Raw genomic sequence first — 19,783 nt, forward strand, 5'->3', positions numbered from 1 at the left:
GAGCCGTCACCCCTGCCGCGGGTTCGGCTTCAGCACGGCGAACACCGCCTGGGCGGGGTCGGCCAGCCAGGCGATCCGGCCGACGTCCGGCACATCCGAGGCAGGCATGAGCACCGACCCGCCGTTCTCCTGCACCTTCGTCGCGATGGCGTCGGCGCCGGCCACGGCGAAGTACGGCACCCAGCGCGTCTCCTCGCCTTCGCCCTGGAGCGGGGCGACACCGCCGAAGGAGCCTTCCTGCTGGTCGCCGTCCTCGATGCTGAGCACCCGGTACGTCATCCCGGGTGCCTGCATCTCCTGGGAACGCCAGCCGAACAGACCGGCGTAGAAGCGGATCGCCGCCTCAGGGTCAGCGACGTGCAGTTCCACCCACACCAGAGTGTTGTCCTCCGACGCCTTCTCCAGCCCCTTCGTCTTCGCCGGCTGCCATACGGCGAACTGTGCGCCCTGGGGATCGGTGAACTGGCCCATCCAGCCCTGACCCATGACGTCCATGGGTTCGGCGCGGACGGTGCCCCCACCCTCGATCACCTGGCGGGCGGTGGCCTGGATGTCGTCGCTCTGGAAGTACGTCGTCCAGGCCGACCGGGCGCCCTCCTCGCCCAGCGGCCCGAGGGCACCCACGGTCTTCCCGTCCTTCTGGAAGAACCCGTACCCGCCGGCGTCGGGCCCGGCGGACACGAACTGCCACCCGAAGACGGCGCCGTAGAACGCGGCGGCCGCGTCCGTGTCGGGGCTGCCGAGGTCGATCCAGTTGGGTGATCCGGTGCGGAAGTCGGTGCCGAGCATGTGTTTCCTCCTGCGAAGTCCGGTGTCGCGACTCCGCCACGATGCCGCCCCGCCCGGACCGGGCCCGGTGCACAGGCCGGGAGCCCGGGGGGTTTCACCCGGGCGGGCGTCCCGCATCCGACCGGACCCCTGAGCGGGGCACCCGTCAGGGGGCGAGCCCCTTGCGCAGGCCCGGCTTCGACGCATCGGCCCATGCGGCCGGCAGTTCGCGTTCGCGCTCCCTGGCCACGCCCTGTTCCTGGCCGTAGAGCAGGCCCCAGGTGAAACCGGGCTCCCCCGCGGCGTGCGCCGCCAGGGCCAGCTTCCGCAGGGCGTCCCGGGCCACGACGCTGTCCTGATGGTCACCGAGCACCTTCTGCACGGCCTTCACACGCTTGCCGAGCCGTTTCGCGGGCTTGCCGAGCGAGGCACGTGCAGGTTCGGTGGCGTAGCGCGTCTTCTTGGCCGACTTGCGGGCCTCGTGGAGGGCCGTGTCGCGTTCCGGTCCGGGCGGGAGTTCCAGCGCGTGTGCCACCCGACCGGCGAGCCGGTCGTACTCCTTGAAGATCCCCTTGGCCATCGCCTTGTCCGGTTTGCGGGCGGCCTTGCGACGCAGCGGCGGCTGCTCGGTCAGCGCGGCCAGGGAGTCCAGCAGGGCCAGATAGCGAGGTGTGTGCAGTGCCTCCAGGGTGCGTCGGCGCGCCTCGTCGGTGCTGGCGACGTTCCACGCCTTCAACCGGGCCGCGACCGGCCCGAGAACCAGCTCCGCGGGCAGGGCCTCGATGCGCGCACCGAGCCGTTCCATGAGGACCTCCTGGTCGCGTTCCGCGCCCAGTTCGCCGCCCAGCCACTTGAGGTCGTCGCGGATCGGATCGGTGACCTCACGATCCAGCACCGACCGGTAGGAACGCAGGGTGCTGCGCAGCCGGCGGCAGGCGACGCGCATCTTGTGCACCGAGTCGGGCACGTCACGGCGCACCGCGGGATCGAGACGCACCACGGCTTGCACCTGTTCGTCCAGGTACCTGAGGAAGTCGTCGCCGGCGGACCCGGGGACGACGGCCTCGGCACGGGGGTCGGGCAGGCGCGGCCCGCCCACTCCTGTCTGCTCCAGGGCCCGGGCCAGCTTGGACGGATTGGCCGCACGGTCGATGCCGTTCTTGTGCAGCGTCTTGTCCACGGCGTCCAGGAGTGCCGGATCGGCATCGTCGGCGAGCTCGACCTCCATCTCCGTCCAGGCAGCCAGTGTGGTCGTGCCACGCAGGGACTCGGCGCGGACCTCGTCGACGGTCAGCTCCGCGAGGACCGCGCCTTGGAGATCGACGAGGTGCCGCGTGGCGCGGGTGGACCTGATGCGGACGACCGGCTTCAGTTCTGCCCCGCGGGTACGGGAAAGGGCCAGGTCACGCAGTGCTTCCGGAATCGTCTCGGACAGCGGCGCCCGCACCTCCTCCCGACTGTCCTTGGACAGGGGCAGCTTCAGGTGCCAGCCGGCATCGGGTCCGCCCCTCCTGCGCCGTAGCGTGGCCGTCGCGCCGGCCAGCCGCAGGTCCTCGGTGTCGTGGTACACGGCATCCAGCTCATCGGTGCCCTGTTCCACGACCGACACGATGCCGTCCACGCCGGTGAGCTCCGGGAGCCACGAGGTGTCATCGGCCGACGGAGCATCGTACTTTCGCTCTGTCTCACGCTTCGACTGGGTCATACCGGTCGCGTACACGCCTCAGCGCGGCTCAAACACGGATAGGGCCCCCACAGGCCCTCGACATCCTCGTCACCGAGCCTCCCATGCAGGCGGAGCAAATCCCTTGCCCTGCTCTCCGCGTCCCCCTAGCGTGGTTTTGTGCCGCAAATAAACAAATCCCGAACGCACAACGTCGTGCCGGGCAGCAACAACACCGACCTCACCCGGCTCCGCACAGCCCTCACCGTCTTCTTCGCCCTCGACGGCTTCGTCTTCGCCGGCTGGGTCGTACGCATCCCCGCGATCAAGGAACAGACCGGCGCCTCCGCCAGCGTCCTCGGGCTCGCCCTGCTCGGTGTGTCCGCCGGCGCGGTGATCACGATGATGCTCACCGGACGCCTGTGCCGCCGCTACGGAAGCCACGCCGTCACCGTGATCTGCGGCATCCTGCTGTCCCTGAGCGTCGCCCTGCCGCCGCTGACCCACTCGGCGGTCGCGCTCGGCGCCGTGCTCCTCGTCTTCGGCGCCGCCTACGGCGGGATCAACGTCGCCTTCAACAGCGCCGCCGTCGACCTCGTCACCGCCCTGCGGCGGCCGGTCATGCCGAGCTTCCACGCCGCTTTCAGCCTGGGCGGCATGCTCGGCGCCGGGCTCGGCGGACTGGTCGCCGGACATCTCTCCCCGACCCGGCATCTCCTCGGCCTGGCCATCATCGGGCTCGTCGTGACGTCCGTGGCAGGGCGCTCCCTGCTGCGTCGGCAGCCACCTAAGCCTCCCGAGCCGGCAGGCGACCCCGCACAGGACGGTCCGCGCCGCCTTGACGGTCGTCGCCGCGTGCTGGTCGCCGTCTTCGGCCTCATCGCCCTGTGCACGGCATACGGCGAGGGGGCCATGGCCGACTGGGGTGCACTGCACCTCGAACAGGACCTGGGCGCCTCCGCGGGAGCCGCGGCGCTGGGGTACTCCTGTTTCGCGCTCGCCATGACCGTCGGGCGGCTGACGGGGACGACCCTGCTCGAACGTCTCGGCCGCACCCGCACCGTCATCGCGGGCGGCACCACCGCCGCACTCGGCATGCTGACCGGGGCCCTGGCGCCCTCCCTGTGGGCGGCTCTCATCGGCTTCGCCGTCACCGGACTCGGTCTCGCCAACCTCTTCCCGGTCGCTGTCGAACGTGCCGGGATGCTCGCCGGCCCGAGCGGCGTCGCGACCGCCTCCACCCTCGGCTACGGCGGCATGCTCCTCGGCCCGCCCGCGATCGGTTTCATGGCCGACTGGTTCTCCCTGCCCACCGCCCTCACCAGCGTCGCGGCACTGGCAGCGGTCGCCGCGCTCATCGGGCTGGCGCTGCGTTTTCCGGGGGACTACCCCCGGACCCCCGGCAGCAAGGCAGCCGAGTCGGCGACATCGGCGCGGGCATCGCACGGCACACCTGAGTAACACGCCGTACGGCCACCGAAGGCCCCGGCCCTCGGCACTCGCCGCACCCTCAGCTCACAGGGGGAGGCCCGCTCCAGAGCAGATCACGTGTCACCCGGTCCAGGGACGACATGCCGGTCAGACGCATCGCCTCGGCGAGTTCGCCGGTGAGCTCGCCGAGCAACCGGGCAACTCCGGCGTCCCCGGCGACCGTCAGTGCCCACAGCACCGGCCGTCCGACGAACACCGCGCGGGCGCCGAGCGCGAGAGCGGCCAGGATGTGCGTGCCCCGGCGCAGGCCGCCGTCGACGTAGACCTCCGTGCCGGTGCCGGCCACCGCGTCGACGACTTCCGGGAGCGCCCAGGCGGTCGGCACCAGCCCGTCCAGCTGCCGTCCGCCATGGTTGGAGACCAGCAGCCCGGAGGCCCCGGCTGCCGCGAACTCGCGCGCGTCGTCGCCGCGCAGCACGCCTTTGACCACGACCGGGAGTCCCGTCTGCTCGGCCAGCCGGCCGATCACGTCCGGAGTGAGGTCGGGCGCGTGCTCAGCCGCCTCCGGGGCGGGGATGCCGGTGATGTTGCCGTACAGGTCCTCCGGTCCGACGAAGTCCGCCACATGGGCTCCGGGCCTGCCGTGCGAGCCGATGACCGGGGTGTCGGCCGTGAGCACCACCGCCCGCGCACCGGCGGCCTTCGCCCGCTCCAGCACCTCCACGGTCAGCGACCGGTCCCGCGCCACGTAGACCTGCACCCACCACGGCGCCTGGCTCGCCGGCAGCGCGGAGAAGGGGATCGCCGTGTTGGAGGTGACCGCCAATAGCGATCCTGCACGGGCGACACCGCGCGCGGTGGCCGCCTCGCCCTCCGGGTCGGCGCGGCGCTGCAAGGTGCTCGGCGCGACGAGGACAGGGGTGCCGACCGGTGTGCCCAGCACGGTCGTCGAGGTGTCGCAGACGGAGACGTCGCGCAGCACATGGGGCCGCAGTCGCAGCCGGTCCCAGCTGGTGGCCGCCTCGGCCGCGCTGATGCCCTGGCCGGCACCTCGGCGGAAATAGCCGTAGATCTCGGGCGGCAGAGCGCGAGCGGCCTGTTCCTCCAGACCGTCCGTCCAGCGACCGATCTCCGTCACCGCCGACCCCCAGTCGAATCGTGGCCCAAGGAGAGGGCGCAGGTGCGCCCACCCTAAGCAGTCACCCGATGGGCCGGTCGGCCGGGTGCCTTCCCGGGGTACCAGGAAAGCGACAAAGCAACGCACCAGGAAACGCAAGCAAGCCCTTGGGGAAGGGGAGAGTCCCATGCGACAGCGCCTGCCGGCATCGCGGGGCCGCCGGACCGCACCTCCGCTCGCGTTCGCGTCGGCCGCCGCCGTCCTTCTCGCCGCCTGCAGCTCGGGCGGCGATGCGGACGGCGGGGACAAGGGGGGACCGCCCGCGATAGTCGTGCAGCCCGACGCCGGCAGTGCGAGGGTGCCGGTCGGGCGGAAGGTGACGGTGCACGCACGGGGCGGATCCCTGATCTCCGTCCAGGTGGGCTCCCCGGGCCCGGGCCGGATCTCCGGCACCTGGTCCGAGGACAGGTCCGTGTGGACCTCGACCACGCCGCTCGCCCCGGGCGCCACCTACACGGTGACGGCGCACGGCAAGACGGACGGCGGGTCGGCTCTCGACAAGACCGCCTCCTTCACCACCGAGACGCCGAAGAACGCCTTCGTCGGCGAGTACCACCCCGACGGGGGCATGACGGTCGGTATCGCCATGCCGGTCTCGATCACCTTCAACAAGCCGATCCGCGACAAGGCGGCCATCGAGCGGAAGCTCCATGTCACCGCCTCCCCCGCGGTCCAGGGCGCCTGGAGCTGGATGAAGGACCGCGACGGCAAGGACCGTATCGACTACCGCCCGGTGAACTACTGGCAGCCGGGCACCCGTGTCACGCTGCGCATGGACCTGGCGGGCGTGAACGCGGGCAACGGGCTCTACGGCACCCAGCAACGCGTCGTGGACTTCCGCATCGGGGACGCCGTGACGAGCACGGTGAACGTCACCACGAAAACGATGACGGTGCGCAAGAACGGAAGGACGCTGCGCACCCTGAAGGTCTCCAGCGGCAAGAAGGGCTACGAGACCTGGAACGGCACCATGGTCGTCCTGGGCAAGGTGCCGACCATCCGCATGGACTCCTCGACCGTGCGGATCTTCGGCCCCGAGGCGTACGACCTGGGCGCGGTCAAATGGGACGTCCAGCTCACCCCGTCCGGCACCTATGTGCACGCGGCGCCCTGGAACGACGGCAAGTTCGGCGTGGTCAACGGCAGCCACGGCTGCATCGGCATGAGCACCGGCGACGCACAGTGGTTCTACGGCCGGGTCCACCTCGGCGACCCGGTCACGGTCGTCCACTCCGTCGAAACCGTCGCGGCCAACAACGGCTACGGCGACTGGAACGTCCCCTGGGTCACCTGGAAGAAGGGCAGCGCCCTCAACTAGCGTCCTGCCGTGAAAAGTGGCGGCGGCCCGCTGCTGCCGGCCGGATTCCGCGGGATGCTGTCTTCGGTACGAGCGGGTCGGGAGGAACTGGCATGCGGTGGTGGTCCGGGGCTTGGATGATCGCCGGGATCGTCGTACTGGCGGCGTGCGGCACGTCGGCGGGCGGCGGATCCACGGGACCGGCGTCGGCGTCCGGCGGCACCTCGGCACGGCCGTCCTCCACGGCACCCACAGCCGCGCCCGCGTCCCCTTCCGGGCCGGGCCCGGGCAAGTCAGCCACGGCGTCCTCGACTCCGGCGGGCCACTGTGCCGCCGGGCACACGGAGATCAGCGTCGCCCCCGGGGATGCGGTCGAGCAGCGGCTGTGCGTGCGACCGGGGACCGTGGTGTCCCTCGTCCTGCGGCCCCGGACGGACGACAAGCGGTGGGAGGGCGTGAACACTTCCGCACCGGCTCTCGTGCCGGCCTCCGGATGGCGGCTGGACGCCGGCGGAACGGCACACGCCGCACTGCGGTGCGCGGGCACCCGCGGCGGCGAGGCCGTGGTCACCGCGCTGGCGAAGGCCCCGGACGTGGCGGGCGCCGCACGCGCCGCCTTCACACTGCGCGTGAGCGTGGTGCCGTACACCACGCAGGGATGAGTCCTCAGCGACAACTCCTGCGAAAGAGCGTCCGAACACTCGACACGCCTGGGGTAACCGGCGGTAACTTCTGTCAGGCTCACGCCGAAACCGCTTTCCCTCCACAGGAGACACACCCCATGCGCAGACTCCTCGCCTGCCTGGCGGCGGCCACCGCCGTCCTCGGCGGGCTCACCGCCGCCGCGCCCACCGCGGCGGCGGCCGACTCCGGCAGCTTCAACGTCCTCAGCTACAACGTGGCCGGACTGCCCGCGGCCATCAACAGCGCGCCGACGCCCCGCGAGTCCAGCACCACGGCGATCGGGCAGCGCATAGCCCCGTACGACATCGTCCATGCCGAGGAGGACTTCAACTACCACTCCTACCTCTACGCCGCCGACACCGCGCACGCCTACCGCACCCCCACCAGCGGCGGCGCGGGCATCGGCAGCGGGCTCAACACGCTGTCGAAAATCCCCTACGACACGGACGACTTCGAGCGCGTCCACTGGAACTCCTGCCAGGTCGACTCCGGTGACTGCCTCACCCCCAAGGGCTTCACCTTCATGCGCGAGCGCCTCGCCGAGGGCGTCTATGTCGACTTCTACAACCTGCACACCAACGCCGGCACCAATGACGGCGACGAGGCCTCCCGTGCCGACAACCTCAACCAGCTCACCGCCTTCATCAACACCCACTCCGCGGGCAACGCCGTCGTCGTCATGGGTGACACCAACACCCGCTACACCCGCTCGGCCGACACCATCGCGGAGTTCGCGGCGGCCAACGGCCTCACCGACGCCTGGGTGCAGCTGATACGAGGCGGCACCCCGCCCGCCAAGGGCAGCGACGCCCTGGTCTGCGACCAGTCCGGGCCGACCGTGCCCAACACCTGCGAGGTCGTCGACAAGGTCCTCTACCGCAGCAGCAGGCTGGTCTCGCTGGGCGCGACGTCGTACAACAACGAGCACGCCAAGTTCCTCACCGACGCCGGGCTGATGCTCTCCGACCACGACCCGATCACCGTCGGCTTCAACTGGTCGCGCAACCCTGCCTACCAGCTCAGCGACCAGTTCGGCGGCCCGCACGGCGACTACTACAACGACATCAACAGCGTGCCCGCCGGCGCCCGCGCCACCACCATCGCGCTGCGCTCCGGCTCCCGGGTCGACCAGCTGAGCCTCACCCTCGCGAACGGCAGCACGCTCACGCACGGCGGGACGGGCGGCACCGCGTCCTCCCTCACCCTCGGCAGCGGGGAGTACGTGACCAGCGGTCAGCTCTGCCAGGGGGCGTACGACGGCCACACGCGGATCTTCTACGCCAAGTTCACCACCAACCTCGGCCGCACCCTCGCCGGCGGCACCACGACCTCCGACTGCGTGACCCGCACCGCCCCCTCGGGCTGGCAGATCGCGGGCTTCCACGGACGCACGGGCGACGAGGTCGACAAGGTCGGTTTCATCTACACCCAGCGGTAAGGCAGTTGACGGGCACTCAGGGGCGGCTTCGCGGCGGCCGCCCCTGAGCGACCAGCAGCGAGACTCCCTCGTCTCCGATCAGCGGCGCGACAGTCCCGGTGGCGGAGGCGATCCCGACCATGGCCGAACCCGTGGTCAGGGACAACAGCAGGGCGATCTTCCGGCCCGGCAGGATCACCTTGAGGTGTGCGCCCTCGACGGCCAAGGCGACGGAGCTTGAGGGGGTGCGCCGACGAAGGTGAGGCAGGGCGCAGCCCGCCGGCCCGCCGAGCAGCGTCTCGCCCGGCGTACGCAGCAGCAACGTCGATGCCGGCCTGCGTCACGGCACCGCCGACCGCCCGGAGGGCCGCTCCAGCCGGCGGCCGTAGCCGCGCCCTCTTCCCTTCGACCGCACTCCATCCGGCACACTCGCCCCATGGAGACAGCCGAGTTCGTGGAGATCCTGGACCGGGAGGGCCGGTTGCTGGTCGCGGCCGCCGAGGCGGCCGGCACCGACGCCAAGGTGCCGACCTGCCCGGACTGGCAGGTGAGGGACCTGCTGCGGCACACGGGGATGGTGCACCGGTGGGCCGCCGCCTACGTCGCCGAGGGACACACCTCCTACCACCCCGACGGCGGGCTGCCCGACCTCGACGGCGACGAACTGTTGACCTGGTTCCGCGAGGGTCACCGGTATCTCGTGGACACCCTGGCCTCCGCCGCGCCCGACGTGCAGTGCTGGCACTTCCTGCCCGCGCCGTCACCGCTCGCGTTCTGGGCCAGGCGGCAGGCGCACGAGACCACCGTGCACCGGATCGACGCGGAGTCCGCGAGAGGCGGGGCGCAGAGCGGGATCGATCCCGGCTTCGCGGCGGACGGCATCGACGAGCTGCTGCGCGGCTTCCACACCCGGCCCAGGAGCAAGGTCCGCAGCGACGAGCCCCGGGTGCTGCGGGTGCGGGCGACGGACACGGACGACGCGGTGTGGACCGTAAGGCTGTCTCAGGAGCCGCCGGTGGCCGTGCGGGAGGCAGCAGGAGACGCGGACTGCGAAGTGACCGGCACCGCCGCGCAGTTGTACCTGGCGCTGTGGAACCGGCTGCCGTTCCCGGACGTGAGGGGGGACAGCGCGGTCGCCGCCCTGTGGCGCGAGAAGTCGGCGGTCACCTGGAGCTGAGGTCGCCCGCCAGCATCCGCGTCAGCACCGCACGCTGCACCGGCAGCACCTCGCCGTGCAGCGTGCGCCCCTTCGCGGTGAGGGCGACGCGGACGCCCCGTCGGTCCTCCGGGCACATGGCGCGTTCGACGAGGCCGTCCTTCTCCAGCCGGGCGATCAGTCGCGACAGTGCGCTCTGGCTGAGATGGACCCGCTCGGAGATCTCCTGCACGCGGTAGTTGCACGAGTCGCCGGACAGCACGTCCAGCACCTCGAAGTCGCTGGCGCACAGGCCGTGTTGATGCAGTGCGCGGTCGAGTTCGCACTGGGTGCGGGCATGCAGCGCGAGGATGTCCCGCCACTGGTCCACGAGCGCCTCTTCCGCCTTCTTCGCCACCATCCGCGCACCGTAGCAGAGACAAGGAATTATTGCACCGGAATTAAATGCGTTTGCATTCGATGCATACGCATGTAGTGTCTGTGTCCATGACCTCTCCGCTCTCCACCCCTGCGGCCCCTTCCTCGGCGGCTCGCTGGACCCCCCGGCTGTGGGGCACCCTGCTGGTGCTCTGCGCCGCGATGTTCCTGGACGCACTCGATGTGTCGATGGTCGGCGTCGCGCTGCCGTCCATCGGCTCCGACCTCGATCTGTCCACCTCGGCGCTGCAATGGATCGTCAGCGGCTACATCCTGGGCTACGGCGGTCTGCTGCTGCTCGGCGGACGCACCGCCGACCTGCTCGGCAGGCGCCAGGTCTTCCTGATCGCCCTGGGCGTGTTCGCCCTCGCCTCACTGCTCGGCGGGCTCGTCGACTCGGGTCCGCTGCTGATCGCCAGCCGCTTCATCAAGGGCCTGAGCGCGGCCTTCACCGCGCCCGCCGGCCTGTCCATCATCACCACGACCTTCGCCGAGGGCCCGCTGCGCAACCGGGCCCTGTCCATCTACACCACCTGCGCGGCCACCGGCTTCTCGATGGGTCTGGTGCTCTCCGGCCTGCTCACCGAGGCCAGCTGGCGCCTGACCATGCTGCTGCCGGCACCCATCGCCGTGATCGCTCTGGTGGCGGGCCTGAAGCTGCTGCCGCGCAGCGAACGCGAGAAGGACCACAACGGCTACGACATCCCCGGCGCCGTCATCGGCACCGCGTCGATGCTGCTGCTCGTCTTCACCGTCGTACAGGCACCGCAGGTCGGCTGGGCCTCGGCCCGCACGCTGCTGTCCTTCCTGGCCGTCGCCGCACTGCTGACCGTGTTCGTGCTCGTCGAGCGGCGCTCGGCCGGTCCGCTGATCCGGCTCGGGGTGCTGCGCTCCGGCAGCCAGATCCGTGCCCAGCTCGGCGCGATGGCCTTCTTCGGGTCCTACGTCGGCTTCCAGTTCCTGGTCACCCTGTACATGCAGTCGCTGCTCGGCTGGTCGGCGCTGCACACGGCGCTCGCCTTCCTGCCGGCCGGCGCGCTGGTGGCGGTGTCCTCGACGAAGGTCGGCTCGGTCGTCGACCGGTTCGGCACCCAGCGGCTGATCGCGGCGGGCTTCGCGCTGATGGTCGTCGGATACGCGCTGTTCCTGCGCGTGAACCTCGACCCCGTGTACGCGGCCGTCATCCTGCCGTCGATGCTGCTGATCGGCGCGGCCTGCGCGCTGGTCTTCCCTTCGCTCAACATCCAGGCCACCAACGGCGTCGAGGACCACGAGCAGGGCATGGTCTCCGGGCTGCTGAACACCTCGGTCCAGGTGGGCGGGGCGATCTTCCTGGCCGTCGTGACCGCGGTGGTGACCGCCGGAGCCCCCGAACACGCCACCCCGCAGGCCGTGCTGGACAGCTACCGCCCCGGACTGGTGGTGGTGACGGGCGTCGCCGTCGCCGGCCTGCTGATCACCCTCCCGGGCCTGCGGACGCGCCGTACCCAGCAGTCCCTCGTGGTCGCCAAGTCCACATCCCTGGAGGCGGAGCGCGTACCCGTACGCGACTAGGGGGACGCCTCCCCCGTGTGCGCCCGGCGGCGGCCTGCTTGCCCCGCCGGGCGCATCGCCGTGAGACTGGGTGCATGGACGGATACGGGGGCCGGCGTCACAAGGCCGAGCAGGATGCGATGACCGTCGAGATCGGTTACGCGCTGGTCAGTGCGGTGTTCGCGGCGGCCGTGGTCTTCGGGGCCGTCGCCGGTCCGGCGTTGCTCTTCGACCTGCCGGGTCTGCTGTCCAGGCTGCTCCTGCTGATGGGGGTGACGCTCGCACCCATCGTGTTCGTCGTCCGGGTCGTGAGCGTCGTGGTGCGCTTCCGGCGGGGCGCTCAGCCCAGCCAGCCCGGCCGCACCAGCCCCGACTCGTAGGCCAGGACCACCAGTTGGGCCCGGTCCCGGGCACCCAGCTTGACCATGGTCCGGCTGACATGGGTCTTCGCGGTGAGGGGGCTGACGACCAGACGGCGGGCGATCTCCTCGTTGGACAGGCCGATGCCGACCAGGGCCATCACCTCGCGTTCCCGCTCGGTGAGTTCGGCGAGCGCGCCGGCCGCCGCGGGTTCCTTGGAGCGGGCCGCGAACTCGGCGATCAGCCGGCGGGTCACACCGGGTGAGAGCAGTGCGTCGCCCTCGACCACCGCCCTTACGGCGCGCAGGAGTTCCTCCGGTTCGGTGTCCTTGACCAGGAAGCCGGAGGCGCCGGAGCGGATCGCCTCGAAGACGTACTCGTCGAGCTCGAAGGTGGTGAGCATGACCACCTTGACGCCCTGCAGGGCCTCCTCGTCGGTGATCCGGCGGGTTGCTGCCAGGCCGTCAAGCAGCGGCATGCGGATGTCCATCAGGACGACGTCCGGGCGCAGTTCGCGCACCTTGCGCAGCGCCTCCTCGCCGTCGGCGGCCTCCCCGGCCACCTCGATGTCCGGCTGCGCGTCGAGCAGCGCCTTGAAGCCGGCCCGCACCAGCGACTGGTCGTCGGCGAGCAGTACGCGGATCACCGGTCGTCCTCCTTGGCCTTGACCTTGAGCGGCAGTACGGCGAGCACCCGGAAGCCGCCGTCCGGGCGCGGGCCCGCCTCGATCGTGCCACCCAGCGCTGCGGCACGCTCCCGCATTCCGGCCAGACCGTTGCCGCTGCCGCCCGCGTCGGCGCCGGTGGCGGGCCCGTCGTCGTCGATGCGCAGCCGTAGCGTCCGCTCGTCGTGCTCGACGTGCACGCGCGCATGGCGTGAGCCCGAGTGCCGTACGACGTTGGTGAGGGCCTCCTGGACGATGCGGAAGGCTGCAAGGTCGGTGCCTGGCGGGAGGAGGGGCGGTTCGCCCTGGACGTCGACCGTGAGGCCTGCGCTCGCCGCCTGCTCCACCAGCTCGGGCAGCCGGTCGAGACCGGGTGCCGGAGCGCGCGGGGCGTCTCCCGGTGTGCGGAGCGTGTCGAGGACCTGGCGGACCTCGCCGAGCGCCTCCTTGCTGGCGGCCTTGATGGTGGTCAGCGCGGTGCGCGCCTGTTCGGGGTCGCTGTCGAGAAGGGCGAGGCCGACACCCGCCTGGACGTTGATCACCGAGATGCTGTGGGCGAGGACGTCATGGAGCTCCCGGGCGATGCGCAGCCGCTCCTCGTCGGCCCGCCGCCGCGCCGCCTGCGCCCGCTCGGCCCGCTCTCCGGCCCACTGCTCGCGCCGGATCCGGGCCAGCTCCGCCACCGCCACGATCGCCGCCACCCACGCGGCGATCACTGCCTCCTGCGCCCAGGGGGCCGTCGAGTCCCGCGACGGCGGCAGCCAGCGGTAGAGCCAGTGGGCCACCAGCATGTGCCCGGCCCACAGCATCGCCACCGCGCCCCAGGCGGCCCGCCGACGCCCCGAGACGATCGCGCTGAAGCAGGCCACCACCACGGTGAAGAAGACCGGCCCGTACGCGTACCCGGCACCCAGGTAGACCATCGCCGCGGCCGCCGTGCCGTACACGACGAGCACCGGATGGCGCCGCCGCCACAGCAGCAGTCCCGAGCCCACCAGCAGCAGTACGCGCGCGAAGAGGTCGAGGGCGGCCCGCTTGCCCTCCTGCTGATGCGCCGCGTAGTGGGAGCCGGCGAGCAAGAAGACGGTGAGCAGCACGGTGGACAGCCACGGCCAGCGGGCCCGCTGGTGCTCCTCACCCCAGCGGTTCAGCCACGGCGGCCCGTGCCGCCACCACTGGGGCGGCCCGCCCCCGCCGACGCGCTGCTCATCCATGCACGCCACGCTAGACGCGATCGGGCCTGGTGGGCGTCCACCGGGCGAGGTGATCAGGGGTACTCCCGGGGAAGTATCCGGGATCAGCCGGACGGGACGGTCAACGGTCCGGGGGACGGTGCGTCTGAGCCCCGCCGATCCAGAAGGGCAGGTCCTTCTGCTTCCTCCGGAGCGACCTGCGCATGGCGTTGACCAGCCGCACCTGAGCCTGTGCCGCCTCCGCGCCCGCCTGCAGGAACTCCTCGTCGGTGAGGGGATCGCGCGCAGGGTCGCTCCCCCTGGCCACTCGGCCCAGGTAGGTCTCGACGGTCTTGCCGAAGATGTCGATCTCCAGCGCCACCGCCTCGTCAGCGACCAGGCTCGCGCGGGTCAGCACCGCGCTCCATTCGCCCCAGTCGTAGTCCCAGCCGCTGCGATCGGCATGAGCCCGCTTGAGGATCATGGTGAACTTGGCGAAATGGCCCAGCAGCTCCTGATAGACGACGACCTGCTGGTCTCTCAGCCACTGCTCGTCCTGGGCCCGCCGGGTGAGGACGCCCCCCCACGAGGACGCCCACCGTGGCGGACAGAGCCCCGGCGGCGGTCGTCACCAATGCGCTCAGCATCTCCACCCCTGTGCCCCCGAATTCGTCCGTGCACCGATCTTCGGTGGACGAAGCTACCCGCCGGACCTCCTCGTGACGCCGTCCTTCGCCGGGTACACCAGACCCACCCCGTGGGCGAGTTGACCCGCCGCCTGCCGGAAGAACGTCCCCCGGTCCTCCACGACCTTGTTGAACTGCCCGAACAGCTCGAACCCGACCAGCCCGAACAGCTGGGCCCAGGCCGCGACGAGCGCCACGGCCACGGACGGCGGCAGGTCGGGGGCGAGCTCGGCGGCCATGCGCTCGGCCTCGGGGCGCAGTTCGGCGGCGAGCGGCGGCAGGGCCAGGCCTCGCCCCTGATAGGCGTCACGCACGATGGCGATCAGGACGAGGCCGACCCGGGCGGCGGCCGGGACGGTGGTGTCGGGGGCCGTGTAGCCGGGGACCGGCGAGCCGTAGATCAGCGCGTACTCGTGGGGATGTGCGAGGGCCCACTCGCGCACGGCCTCGCACACGGTGGTCCAGCGCTGCACGGGTCCGGCGTCGGCCGCGGCGGTGTCCGCCGTCTCGGCCGCCTCCCCCACGGAGTCGTACGCGTCGATGATGAGGGCGGTCAGCAGGTCGTCGCGGCTCGGGAAGTAGCGGTAGAGCGCGGAGGAGGCCATGCCGAGCTCGCGCGCCACGGCGCGCAGCGAGAGCTTGGCGGCGCCCTCGGCGGCGAGCTGTCTGCGCGCCTCTTCCTTGATGGCCGCGGTGACCTCGATCCTGGCTCGGGCGCGGGCGCCGTGTGCGGTGCTCATGGGGAGCAGTCTCCCATGAAACGAGAGCAGTGCACACAACAGAGAACAGCGAACAAAAAAGAGAGCACCGCTCTTGCTTTCGATCGCCGATCCGGTGCAGACTGTCCATCAAGCGAGAGCAGTGCTCACAAAGGCGAGCAGCGATCTCTCCGACACCGATGGGGGTCCTCATGTCCACACACGTCCAGAAGCCCGGCTGGTTCACGGTCAACGTCTTCAACCGCGCCGTGGCATGGATGACCCGCCGCGGCATCAGCGTCTGGGGCTCACGGGTACTGGCGGTCCGTGGGCGCAAGAGCGGCGAGTGGCGCACCACCCCCGTGAACCTGCTGACGGTGGACGGGCAGCAGTATCTGCTCGCCCCCCGCGGTCACGTCCAGTGGACGCACAACATGCGGGCGGCGGGCGGCGGCGAGCTGCGCCTCGGCAAGAACGTGGACGTGTTCACCGCGACCGAGGTCGCCGACGACGACAAGGTCCCGCTGCTGCGCGCCTACCTCAAGCGCTGGAAGGCCGAGGTCGGCGTCTTCTTCAACGGCGTGGGCCCCGACTCCCCCGATGCCGATCTGCGTCGTATCGCCCCGGACCACCCGGTGTTCCTGATCACGGTCAGGAGCTGACCTCGCTGCCGGCCGGCGGGCGCCGGTCGAGCGCGGTCAGCGCGCGCTGGGCCATCGGGTGGGTGCGCACGATCTCGGCCAGGGACGTCGAACCGCGCGTGATGTCCCGGAACGCGTTCCACGCGGGCCTGAACCCGGTCAGCGCCGCGTGGAACAGGCCGGGCCTGCGCTCGAACGCCGTCATCAGACGCTTGCCGACGCTCATCTCGACGCCGAGTCCCGCCTTGATCGCGAACGCGTAGTTCAAGGCCTGGCGCCGGGTGTCCACCGCGTCGTGCGCCTCGGCGATCCGCACCGCCCACTCCCCCGCGAGCCGTCCCGAGCGCAGCGCGAACGAGATGCCCTCGCGGGTCCACGGCTCCAGCAGCCCCGCCGCGTCCCCGCACACCAGCACCCGCCCCCGGGACAGGGGCGAGTCGTCGGCCCGGCACCGGGTCAGGTGGCCCGAGGAGACGCTCGGCTCGAACCCGGCGAGGCCGAGCCGTCCGACGAACTCCTCCAAGTACCGCTTGGTGGCCGCGCCTTCACCACGCGCCGAGATCACCCCGACCGTGAGCGTGTCCCCCTTGGGGAACACCCATCCGTAACTGCCGGGGATCGGGCCCCAGTCGATGAGCACCCGCCCTTTCCAGTCCTCCGCGACGGTCTCGGGCACCGGGATCTCCGCCTCCAGACCGAGATCCACCTGGTCGAGCTTCACCCCGACGTGCGCCCCTATCCGGCTGGCGCTGCCGTCCGCGCCCACCACGGCCCGCGCGAACAGCGTCTCGCCGCCCTGCAGGAACACCGCGACCGTACGCCGGTCCGGCACCGCCGAGCCGTGCTGCTCCACGCGCTGCACGGTGACGCCGGTGCGCAGCTCGGCGCCGGCCTTCTGCGCGTGCTCGACGAGCTGCTGGTCGAACTCGGGCCGGTTGATCAGGCCGAAGAGCATCTGCTTGGAGCGCCGGGTGCGGGTGAAGCGCCCGTTGTTCGAGAACGTCACCGCGTGCACCCGGTCCCGGAAGGGCAGCTCGAAGCCGGGCGGCAGAGCGTCGCGCGAGGGACCGATGATCCCGCCGCCGCACGTCTTGTAGCGCGGCAGCTCGGCCTTCTCCAGCAGCAGCACGCTGCGTCCCGCGACCGCCGCCGCGTAGGCGGCCGAGGCCCCCGCGGGCCCCGCGCCCACCACGACGACGTCCCACACCCGCTGCACGTCGCCCGCCGAAGAGTTCTCGCTGCTCACGATGGTCTACTGCTCCCGATCAAGCCGCTGCCGCACCTGTCCCCCGCATCCTACGGCGGACATCACCGCAGGCCGCTGTGGGAGGATCCCGATATCCACACGTACAACGTCGCACCCACAAGGAGCGTGCCCATGTCGTCGAATCCGGTCGCCGAGACCGTCGCCTCGCTGATACCGAGGGCGCAGGCGGAGCTCGCCGAACTGGTGGCGTTCAAGTCGGTGGCGGACTTCGACCAGTTCCCCAGGAGCGAGAGCGAGGGCGCCGCGAGGTGGGTCGCCGACGCGCTGACCGCCGAGGGGTTCCAGGACGTCGCCCTCCTCGACACCCCCGACGGCACTCAGTCCGTGTACGGCTATCTGCCCGGCCCAGAGGGCGCCAGGACCGTCCTGCTCTACGCCCACTACGACGTCCAGCCGCCGCTGGACGAGGCCGCCTGGACCACCCCGCCCTTCGAGCTGACCGAGCGCGAGGGCCGCTGGTACGGGCGCGGCGCCGCCGACTGCAAGGGCGGCGTGATCATGCATCTGCTCGCGCTGCGCGCCCTGAAGGCCAACGGCGGCGTGCCGGTCCACATCAAGGTGATCGCCGAGGGCTCGGAGGAGATGGGCACGGGCGGTCTGGAGCGGTACGCCGAGGCACACCCGGACCTGCTGGCCGCCGACACCATCGTCATCGGCGACGCGGGCAACTTCCGGGTGGGCCTGCCGACGGTCACCTCCACGCTGCGCGGCATGACCCTGGTCCGCATCCAGATCGACACCCTCCGCGGCAACCTCCACTCCGGCCAGTTCGGCGGCGCCGCCCCCGACGCCCTGGCCGCGCTGATCCGCGTACTGGACTCGCTGCGCGCGGAGGACGGCTCGACCACCGTCGACGGGCTCACCCCCGAAACCCGCTGGGAGGGCCTGCAGTACGACGAGGAGCAGTTCCGCCAGGACGCCAAGGTGCTGGACGGCGTGCAGCTGATCGGCTCCGGCTCGGTCGCGGACCGTATCTGGGCGCGCCCGGCGGTCACGGTCCTCGGCATCGACTGCCCGCCGGTCGTCGGCGCCACCCCGTCGGTGCAGGCGGGCGCCCGTGCCCTGGTCAGCCTGCGGGTGCCGCCGGGCGTCGACGCGGCCGAGGCCACCAAGCTGCTGCAGGCCCACCTGGAGGCGCACACCCCGTGGGGCGCCCGGGTGCGCACCGAACAGGTCGGCCAGGGCCAGCCGTTCAGCGCCGACACCACCAGCCCGGCGTACACGGCGATGGCCGAGGCGATGGCGGTCGCCTACCCCGGCCAGGAGATGCAGTACGCCGGCCAGGGCGGCTCGATCCCGCTGTGCAACACCCTCGCCGCCCTCTACCCGCAGGCGGAGATCCTCCTGATCGGCCTGAGCGAGCCGGAGGCCCAGATCCACGCGGTGAACGAGAGCGTCTCACCCGAGGAACTGGAACGGCTGTCGGTGGCGGAGGCCCTGTTCCTGCAGAACTACGCCGCGAACTGACGGCTCTGCGACACGGAAAGGGCCCCCGTCCACGGTGGTTTCTAGGGGCCCTTTCCGCGTCCGTTGCGCCCGCCGTGGCCGCCCGGTCGCACCCCCTGAACTACCCCTCTGCGGCTGTGCCGGTGAGGGTGACGAGTGCTGTGCTGCCGGCCACCATGAGGGCCTCGTCGGGAGCGTCGGTGATCAGGGCCGCGTCGAAGCGTTCGAGGACCAGGCCGGACGCCTCGAACACCGCGGAGCCGTCCAGTACGACCGCGAGCAGCGTCGTCTCGGCTTGAGCGGGGAGCGCCACCCGGTCCCGTACGATCTCGACCTGCGCGGTGGCCCGTCCGCGCCGGACCATCACGTTGAAGTCGACGAGCGGACCGCCCAGCAGCCGGCAGCCGGTGGCGGCCTCCCCGGGGAAGGGGAAGGGAACGTACCGCTCGGCCACGGTGTGCGAGGTGCCGTCGACGGTCAGCACCATGCCGGGCCCGTCGACCAGGGTGATGATCCGGTCGACGCCTTCGAAGCGGGAGAACGGTCCCGGCTCGGCCACGTCGGCGAGACTCACCCGCCACGCGAAGTCCGACATCCCTGCCCCGCTGGGGGAAGAGGCGATCTCACGGGTCAGTCCGCCCCCGTTCTTCCATGGCACGGCCGGGCGCTCGTCCGCTCTCAGAACGCTCACCGTCATCTCAGACTCCTCCTCGTCCAGGAGCCGCGTCGGCGGGGACGTCTGCACCGGTCGCCTGGCCCGGCACCAGGATATGCAAGCCCTAGGAGGGGCCCCGCCCCCGGACGGGGCCCCACGTTCAAGGCGACGCCGGTCGCCTACCGGGTCATTCGAGTTCTCGCGGCTTCGCCGCACCGGCCTCGAGTTCGCGCTGCCTGGCGGCCAGTGCCCTCGCCAGCATCTTCGCGCGGTAGGGGTTCGCCTCGCTGAGGGCCTTCGCCGCGTCCACGGCCTCGTCCAGCAGTGCCAGCCGTCGCTCGGGCGACTCCCGCACCAGGGGGGAGCCGCTCTCCTCCACCAGGACGTACACCAGCTTCGATCCGTACACCTCCGGCTCGACCTGCGTCAGCAGTCGGTAGATCCACAGTCCCTCGGCACCCCGCACCACCCGCCGGTTGGCACTGAGCAGCCGGACTTTCGCCAGCACGACCATGTCCCGGTCCATCGATCCCCTTCGTCCCGTCCCTCCCCGACCGGTGCGTGTCACACGGCGAGACAGCACGGCGAACGCGCCGGCAGCCGATGACGGTTGCCGGCCCGTGGGCCGGAGAGTGGATGACGACGAGTCTG

Annotated in this window: 21 protein-coding genes; 9 read left to right on the forward strand and 12 right to left on the reverse strand. The window is 71.4% G+C overall.

Going from position 1 to position 19,783, the window contains the following annotated elements; genetic code table 11:
- Nucleotides 1-6: 6 nt before the first annotated feature.
- Together ACWCRD_RS29295 and ACWCRD_RS29300 are read right to left on the reverse strand one after the other, a co-directional pair.
- Complete coding sequence (locus tag ACWCRD_RS29295; protein WP_450968762.1) at nucleotides 7-789, reverse strand: VOC family protein; 783 nt, start codon at nucleotides 787-789, stop codon at nucleotides 7-9.
- Nucleotides 790-934: 145 nt separating this feature from the next.
- Nucleotides 935-2,473, reverse strand: coding sequence for a CYTH and CHAD domain-containing protein (locus ACWCRD_RS29300; protein WP_450968763.1), 1,539 nt, complete (start codon nucleotides 2,471-2,473; stop codon nucleotides 935-937).
- A 174-nt stretch (nucleotides 2,474-2,647) separates the two neighbouring features.
- Here ACWCRD_RS29300 and ACWCRD_RS29305 point away from each other — a divergent pair, with 174 nt between their 5' ends.
- The gene (locus tag ACWCRD_RS29305) at nucleotides 2,648-3,892 is read left to right on the forward strand and encodes an MFS transporter (protein WP_450968764.1); all 1,245 of its coding nucleotides are present in this window, start codon (nucleotides 2,648-2,650) and stop codon (nucleotides 3,890-3,892) included.
- A 49-nt stretch (nucleotides 3,893-3,941) separates the two neighbouring features.
- Here ACWCRD_RS29305 and ACWCRD_RS29310 read toward each other — a convergent pair whose 3' ends face one another.
- Complete coding sequence (locus ACWCRD_RS29310; protein ID WP_450968765.1) at nucleotides 3,942-5,000, reverse strand: alpha-hydroxy acid oxidase; 1,059 nt, start codon at nucleotides 4,998-5,000, stop codon at nucleotides 3,942-3,944.
- 166 nt (nucleotides 5,001-5,166) lie between these two features.
- On the opposite strand from ACWCRD_RS29310, the gene ACWCRD_RS29315 reads away from it, so the two are divergent.
- The 3 genes from ACWCRD_RS29315 to ACWCRD_RS29325 all read left to right on the forward strand — a co-directional run bounded on the left by ACWCRD_RS29315 (nucleotide 5,167) and on the right by ACWCRD_RS29325 (nucleotide 8,458).
- On the forward strand, nucleotides 5,167-6,357 hold the full coding sequence (locus ACWCRD_RS29315; RefSeq protein WP_450968766.1) for a L,D-transpeptidase: 1,191 nt from the start codon (nucleotides 5,167-5,169) through the stop codon (nucleotides 6,355-6,357).
- A 92-nt stretch (nucleotides 6,358-6,449) separates the two neighbouring features.
- Nucleotides 6,450-6,998: a hypothetical protein gene (locus tag ACWCRD_RS29320; protein WP_450968767.1), complete on the forward strand. Its 549-nt coding sequence runs from the start codon at nucleotides 6,450-6,452 to the stop codon at nucleotides 6,996-6,998.
- Between the two features lie 119 nt (nucleotides 6,999-7,117).
- The gene (locus ACWCRD_RS29325; protein ID WP_450968768.1) at nucleotides 7,118-8,458 is read left to right on the forward strand and encodes a jacalin-like lectin; all 1,341 of its coding nucleotides are present in this window, start codon (nucleotides 7,118-7,120) and stop codon (nucleotides 8,456-8,458) included.
- Between the two features lie 16 nt (nucleotides 8,459-8,474).
- Here ACWCRD_RS29325 and ACWCRD_RS29330 read toward each other — a convergent pair whose 3' ends face one another.
- Nucleotides 8,475-8,663 carry a hypothetical protein gene (locus ACWCRD_RS29330; protein WP_450968769.1) on the reverse strand — a complete coding sequence of 63 codons (189 nt, stop codon included), beginning with the start codon at nucleotides 8,661-8,663 and terminating at the stop codon, nucleotides 8,475-8,477.
- 210 nt (nucleotides 8,664-8,873) lie between these two features.
- Here ACWCRD_RS29330 and ACWCRD_RS29335 point away from each other — a divergent pair, with 210 nt between their 5' ends.
- On the forward strand, nucleotides 8,874-9,614 hold the full coding sequence (locus ACWCRD_RS29335) for a maleylpyruvate isomerase family mycothiol-dependent enzyme (protein ID WP_450968770.1): 741 nt from the start codon (nucleotides 8,874-8,876) through the stop codon (nucleotides 9,612-9,614).
- Here the strand turns inward: ACWCRD_RS29335 and ACWCRD_RS29340 are convergent.
- A complete protein-coding gene (locus ACWCRD_RS29340; RefSeq protein ID WP_450968771.1) occupies nucleotides 9,601-9,993 on the reverse strand; it encodes a MarR family winged helix-turn-helix transcriptional regulator in 393 nt (130 codons plus the stop codon). The two genes, ACWCRD_RS29335 and ACWCRD_RS29340, sit on opposite strands and share 14 nt — an antisense overlap.
- A gap of 86 nt (nucleotides 9,994-10,079) precedes the next feature.
- On the opposite strand from ACWCRD_RS29340, the gene ACWCRD_RS29345 reads away from it, so the two are divergent.
- Entirely contained in the window at nucleotides 10,080-11,564 is a 1,485-nt protein-coding gene (locus ACWCRD_RS29345; RefSeq protein ID WP_450968772.1) for an MFS transporter, read from the forward strand.
- A 74-nt stretch (nucleotides 11,565-11,638) separates the two neighbouring features.
- Nucleotides 11,639-11,923: a DUF6332 family protein gene (locus ACWCRD_RS29350; protein ID WP_450968773.1), complete on the forward strand. Its 285-nt coding sequence runs from the start codon at nucleotides 11,639-11,641 to the stop codon at nucleotides 11,921-11,923.
- Here ACWCRD_RS29350 and ACWCRD_RS29355 read toward each other — a convergent pair.
- From ACWCRD_RS29355 to ACWCRD_RS29370, 4 genes are all read right to left on the reverse strand, one after another.
- Complete coding sequence (locus ACWCRD_RS29355; protein ID WP_450968774.1) at nucleotides 11,884-12,549, reverse strand: response regulator; 666 nt, start codon at nucleotides 12,547-12,549, stop codon at nucleotides 11,884-11,886. The two genes, ACWCRD_RS29350 and ACWCRD_RS29355, sit on opposite strands and share 40 nt — an antisense overlap.
- A complete protein-coding gene (locus ACWCRD_RS29360) occupies nucleotides 12,546-13,781 on the reverse strand; it encodes a sensor histidine kinase (protein ID WP_450968775.1) in 1,236 nt (411 codons plus the stop codon). Before ACWCRD_RS29360 ends, ACWCRD_RS29355 begins: the two co-directional genes overlap by 4 nt.
- A gap of 100 nt (nucleotides 13,782-13,881) precedes the next feature.
- The gene (locus ACWCRD_RS29365; RefSeq protein WP_450968776.1) at nucleotides 13,882-14,223 is read right to left on the reverse strand and encodes a hypothetical protein; all 342 of its coding nucleotides are present in this window, start codon (nucleotides 14,221-14,223) and stop codon (nucleotides 13,882-13,884) included.
- A gap of 216 nt (nucleotides 14,224-14,439) precedes the next feature.
- Nucleotides 14,440-15,165 (reverse strand): TetR/AcrR family transcriptional regulator, encoded by a 726-nt coding sequence (locus tag ACWCRD_RS29370; RefSeq protein ID WP_450968777.1) that lies wholly within the window; start codon nucleotides 15,163-15,165, stop codon nucleotides 14,440-14,442.
- A gap of 170 nt (nucleotides 15,166-15,335) precedes the next feature.
- On the opposite strand from ACWCRD_RS29370, the gene ACWCRD_RS29375 reads away from it, so the two are divergent.
- The gene (locus tag ACWCRD_RS29375) at nucleotides 15,336-15,785 is read left to right on the forward strand and encodes a nitroreductase family deazaflavin-dependent oxidoreductase (protein WP_450968778.1); all 450 of its coding nucleotides are present in this window, start codon (nucleotides 15,336-15,338) and stop codon (nucleotides 15,783-15,785) included.
- On the opposite strand, the gene ACWCRD_RS29380 is transcribed toward ACWCRD_RS29375, so the two are convergent.
- On the reverse strand, nucleotides 15,775-17,010 hold the full coding sequence (locus ACWCRD_RS29380; protein WP_450968779.1) for a geranylgeranyl reductase family protein: 1,236 nt from the start codon (nucleotides 17,008-17,010) through the stop codon (nucleotides 15,775-15,777). The two genes, ACWCRD_RS29375 and ACWCRD_RS29380, sit on opposite strands and share 11 nt — an antisense overlap.
- A 132-nt stretch (nucleotides 17,011-17,142) precedes the next feature.
- On the opposite strand from ACWCRD_RS29380, the gene ACWCRD_RS29385 reads away from it, so the two are divergent.
- Nucleotides 17,143-18,498: a M20/M25/M40 family metallo-hydrolase gene (locus ACWCRD_RS29385; protein ID WP_450968780.1), complete on the forward strand. Its 1,356-nt coding sequence runs from the start codon at nucleotides 17,143-17,145 to the stop codon at nucleotides 18,496-18,498.
- Between the two features lie 100 nt (nucleotides 18,499-18,598).
- Here the strand turns inward: ACWCRD_RS29385 and ACWCRD_RS29390 are convergent, their stop codons facing one another.
- Both ACWCRD_RS29390 and ACWCRD_RS29395 read right to left on the reverse strand, forming a co-directional pair.
- A complete protein-coding gene (locus tag ACWCRD_RS29390) occupies nucleotides 18,599-19,174 on the reverse strand; it encodes a HutD/Ves family protein (RefSeq protein ID WP_450968781.1) in 576 nt (191 codons plus the stop codon).
- Nucleotides 19,175-19,319: 145 nt separating this feature from the next.
- Nucleotides 19,320-19,658: a hypothetical protein gene (locus ACWCRD_RS29395; RefSeq protein WP_450968782.1), complete on the reverse strand. Its 339-nt coding sequence runs from the start codon at nucleotides 19,656-19,658 to the stop codon at nucleotides 19,320-19,322.
- Nucleotides 19,659-19,783: the final 125 nt, after the last annotated feature.

It is taken from the genome of Streptomyces sp. NPDC002092, from assembly GCF_053593775.1.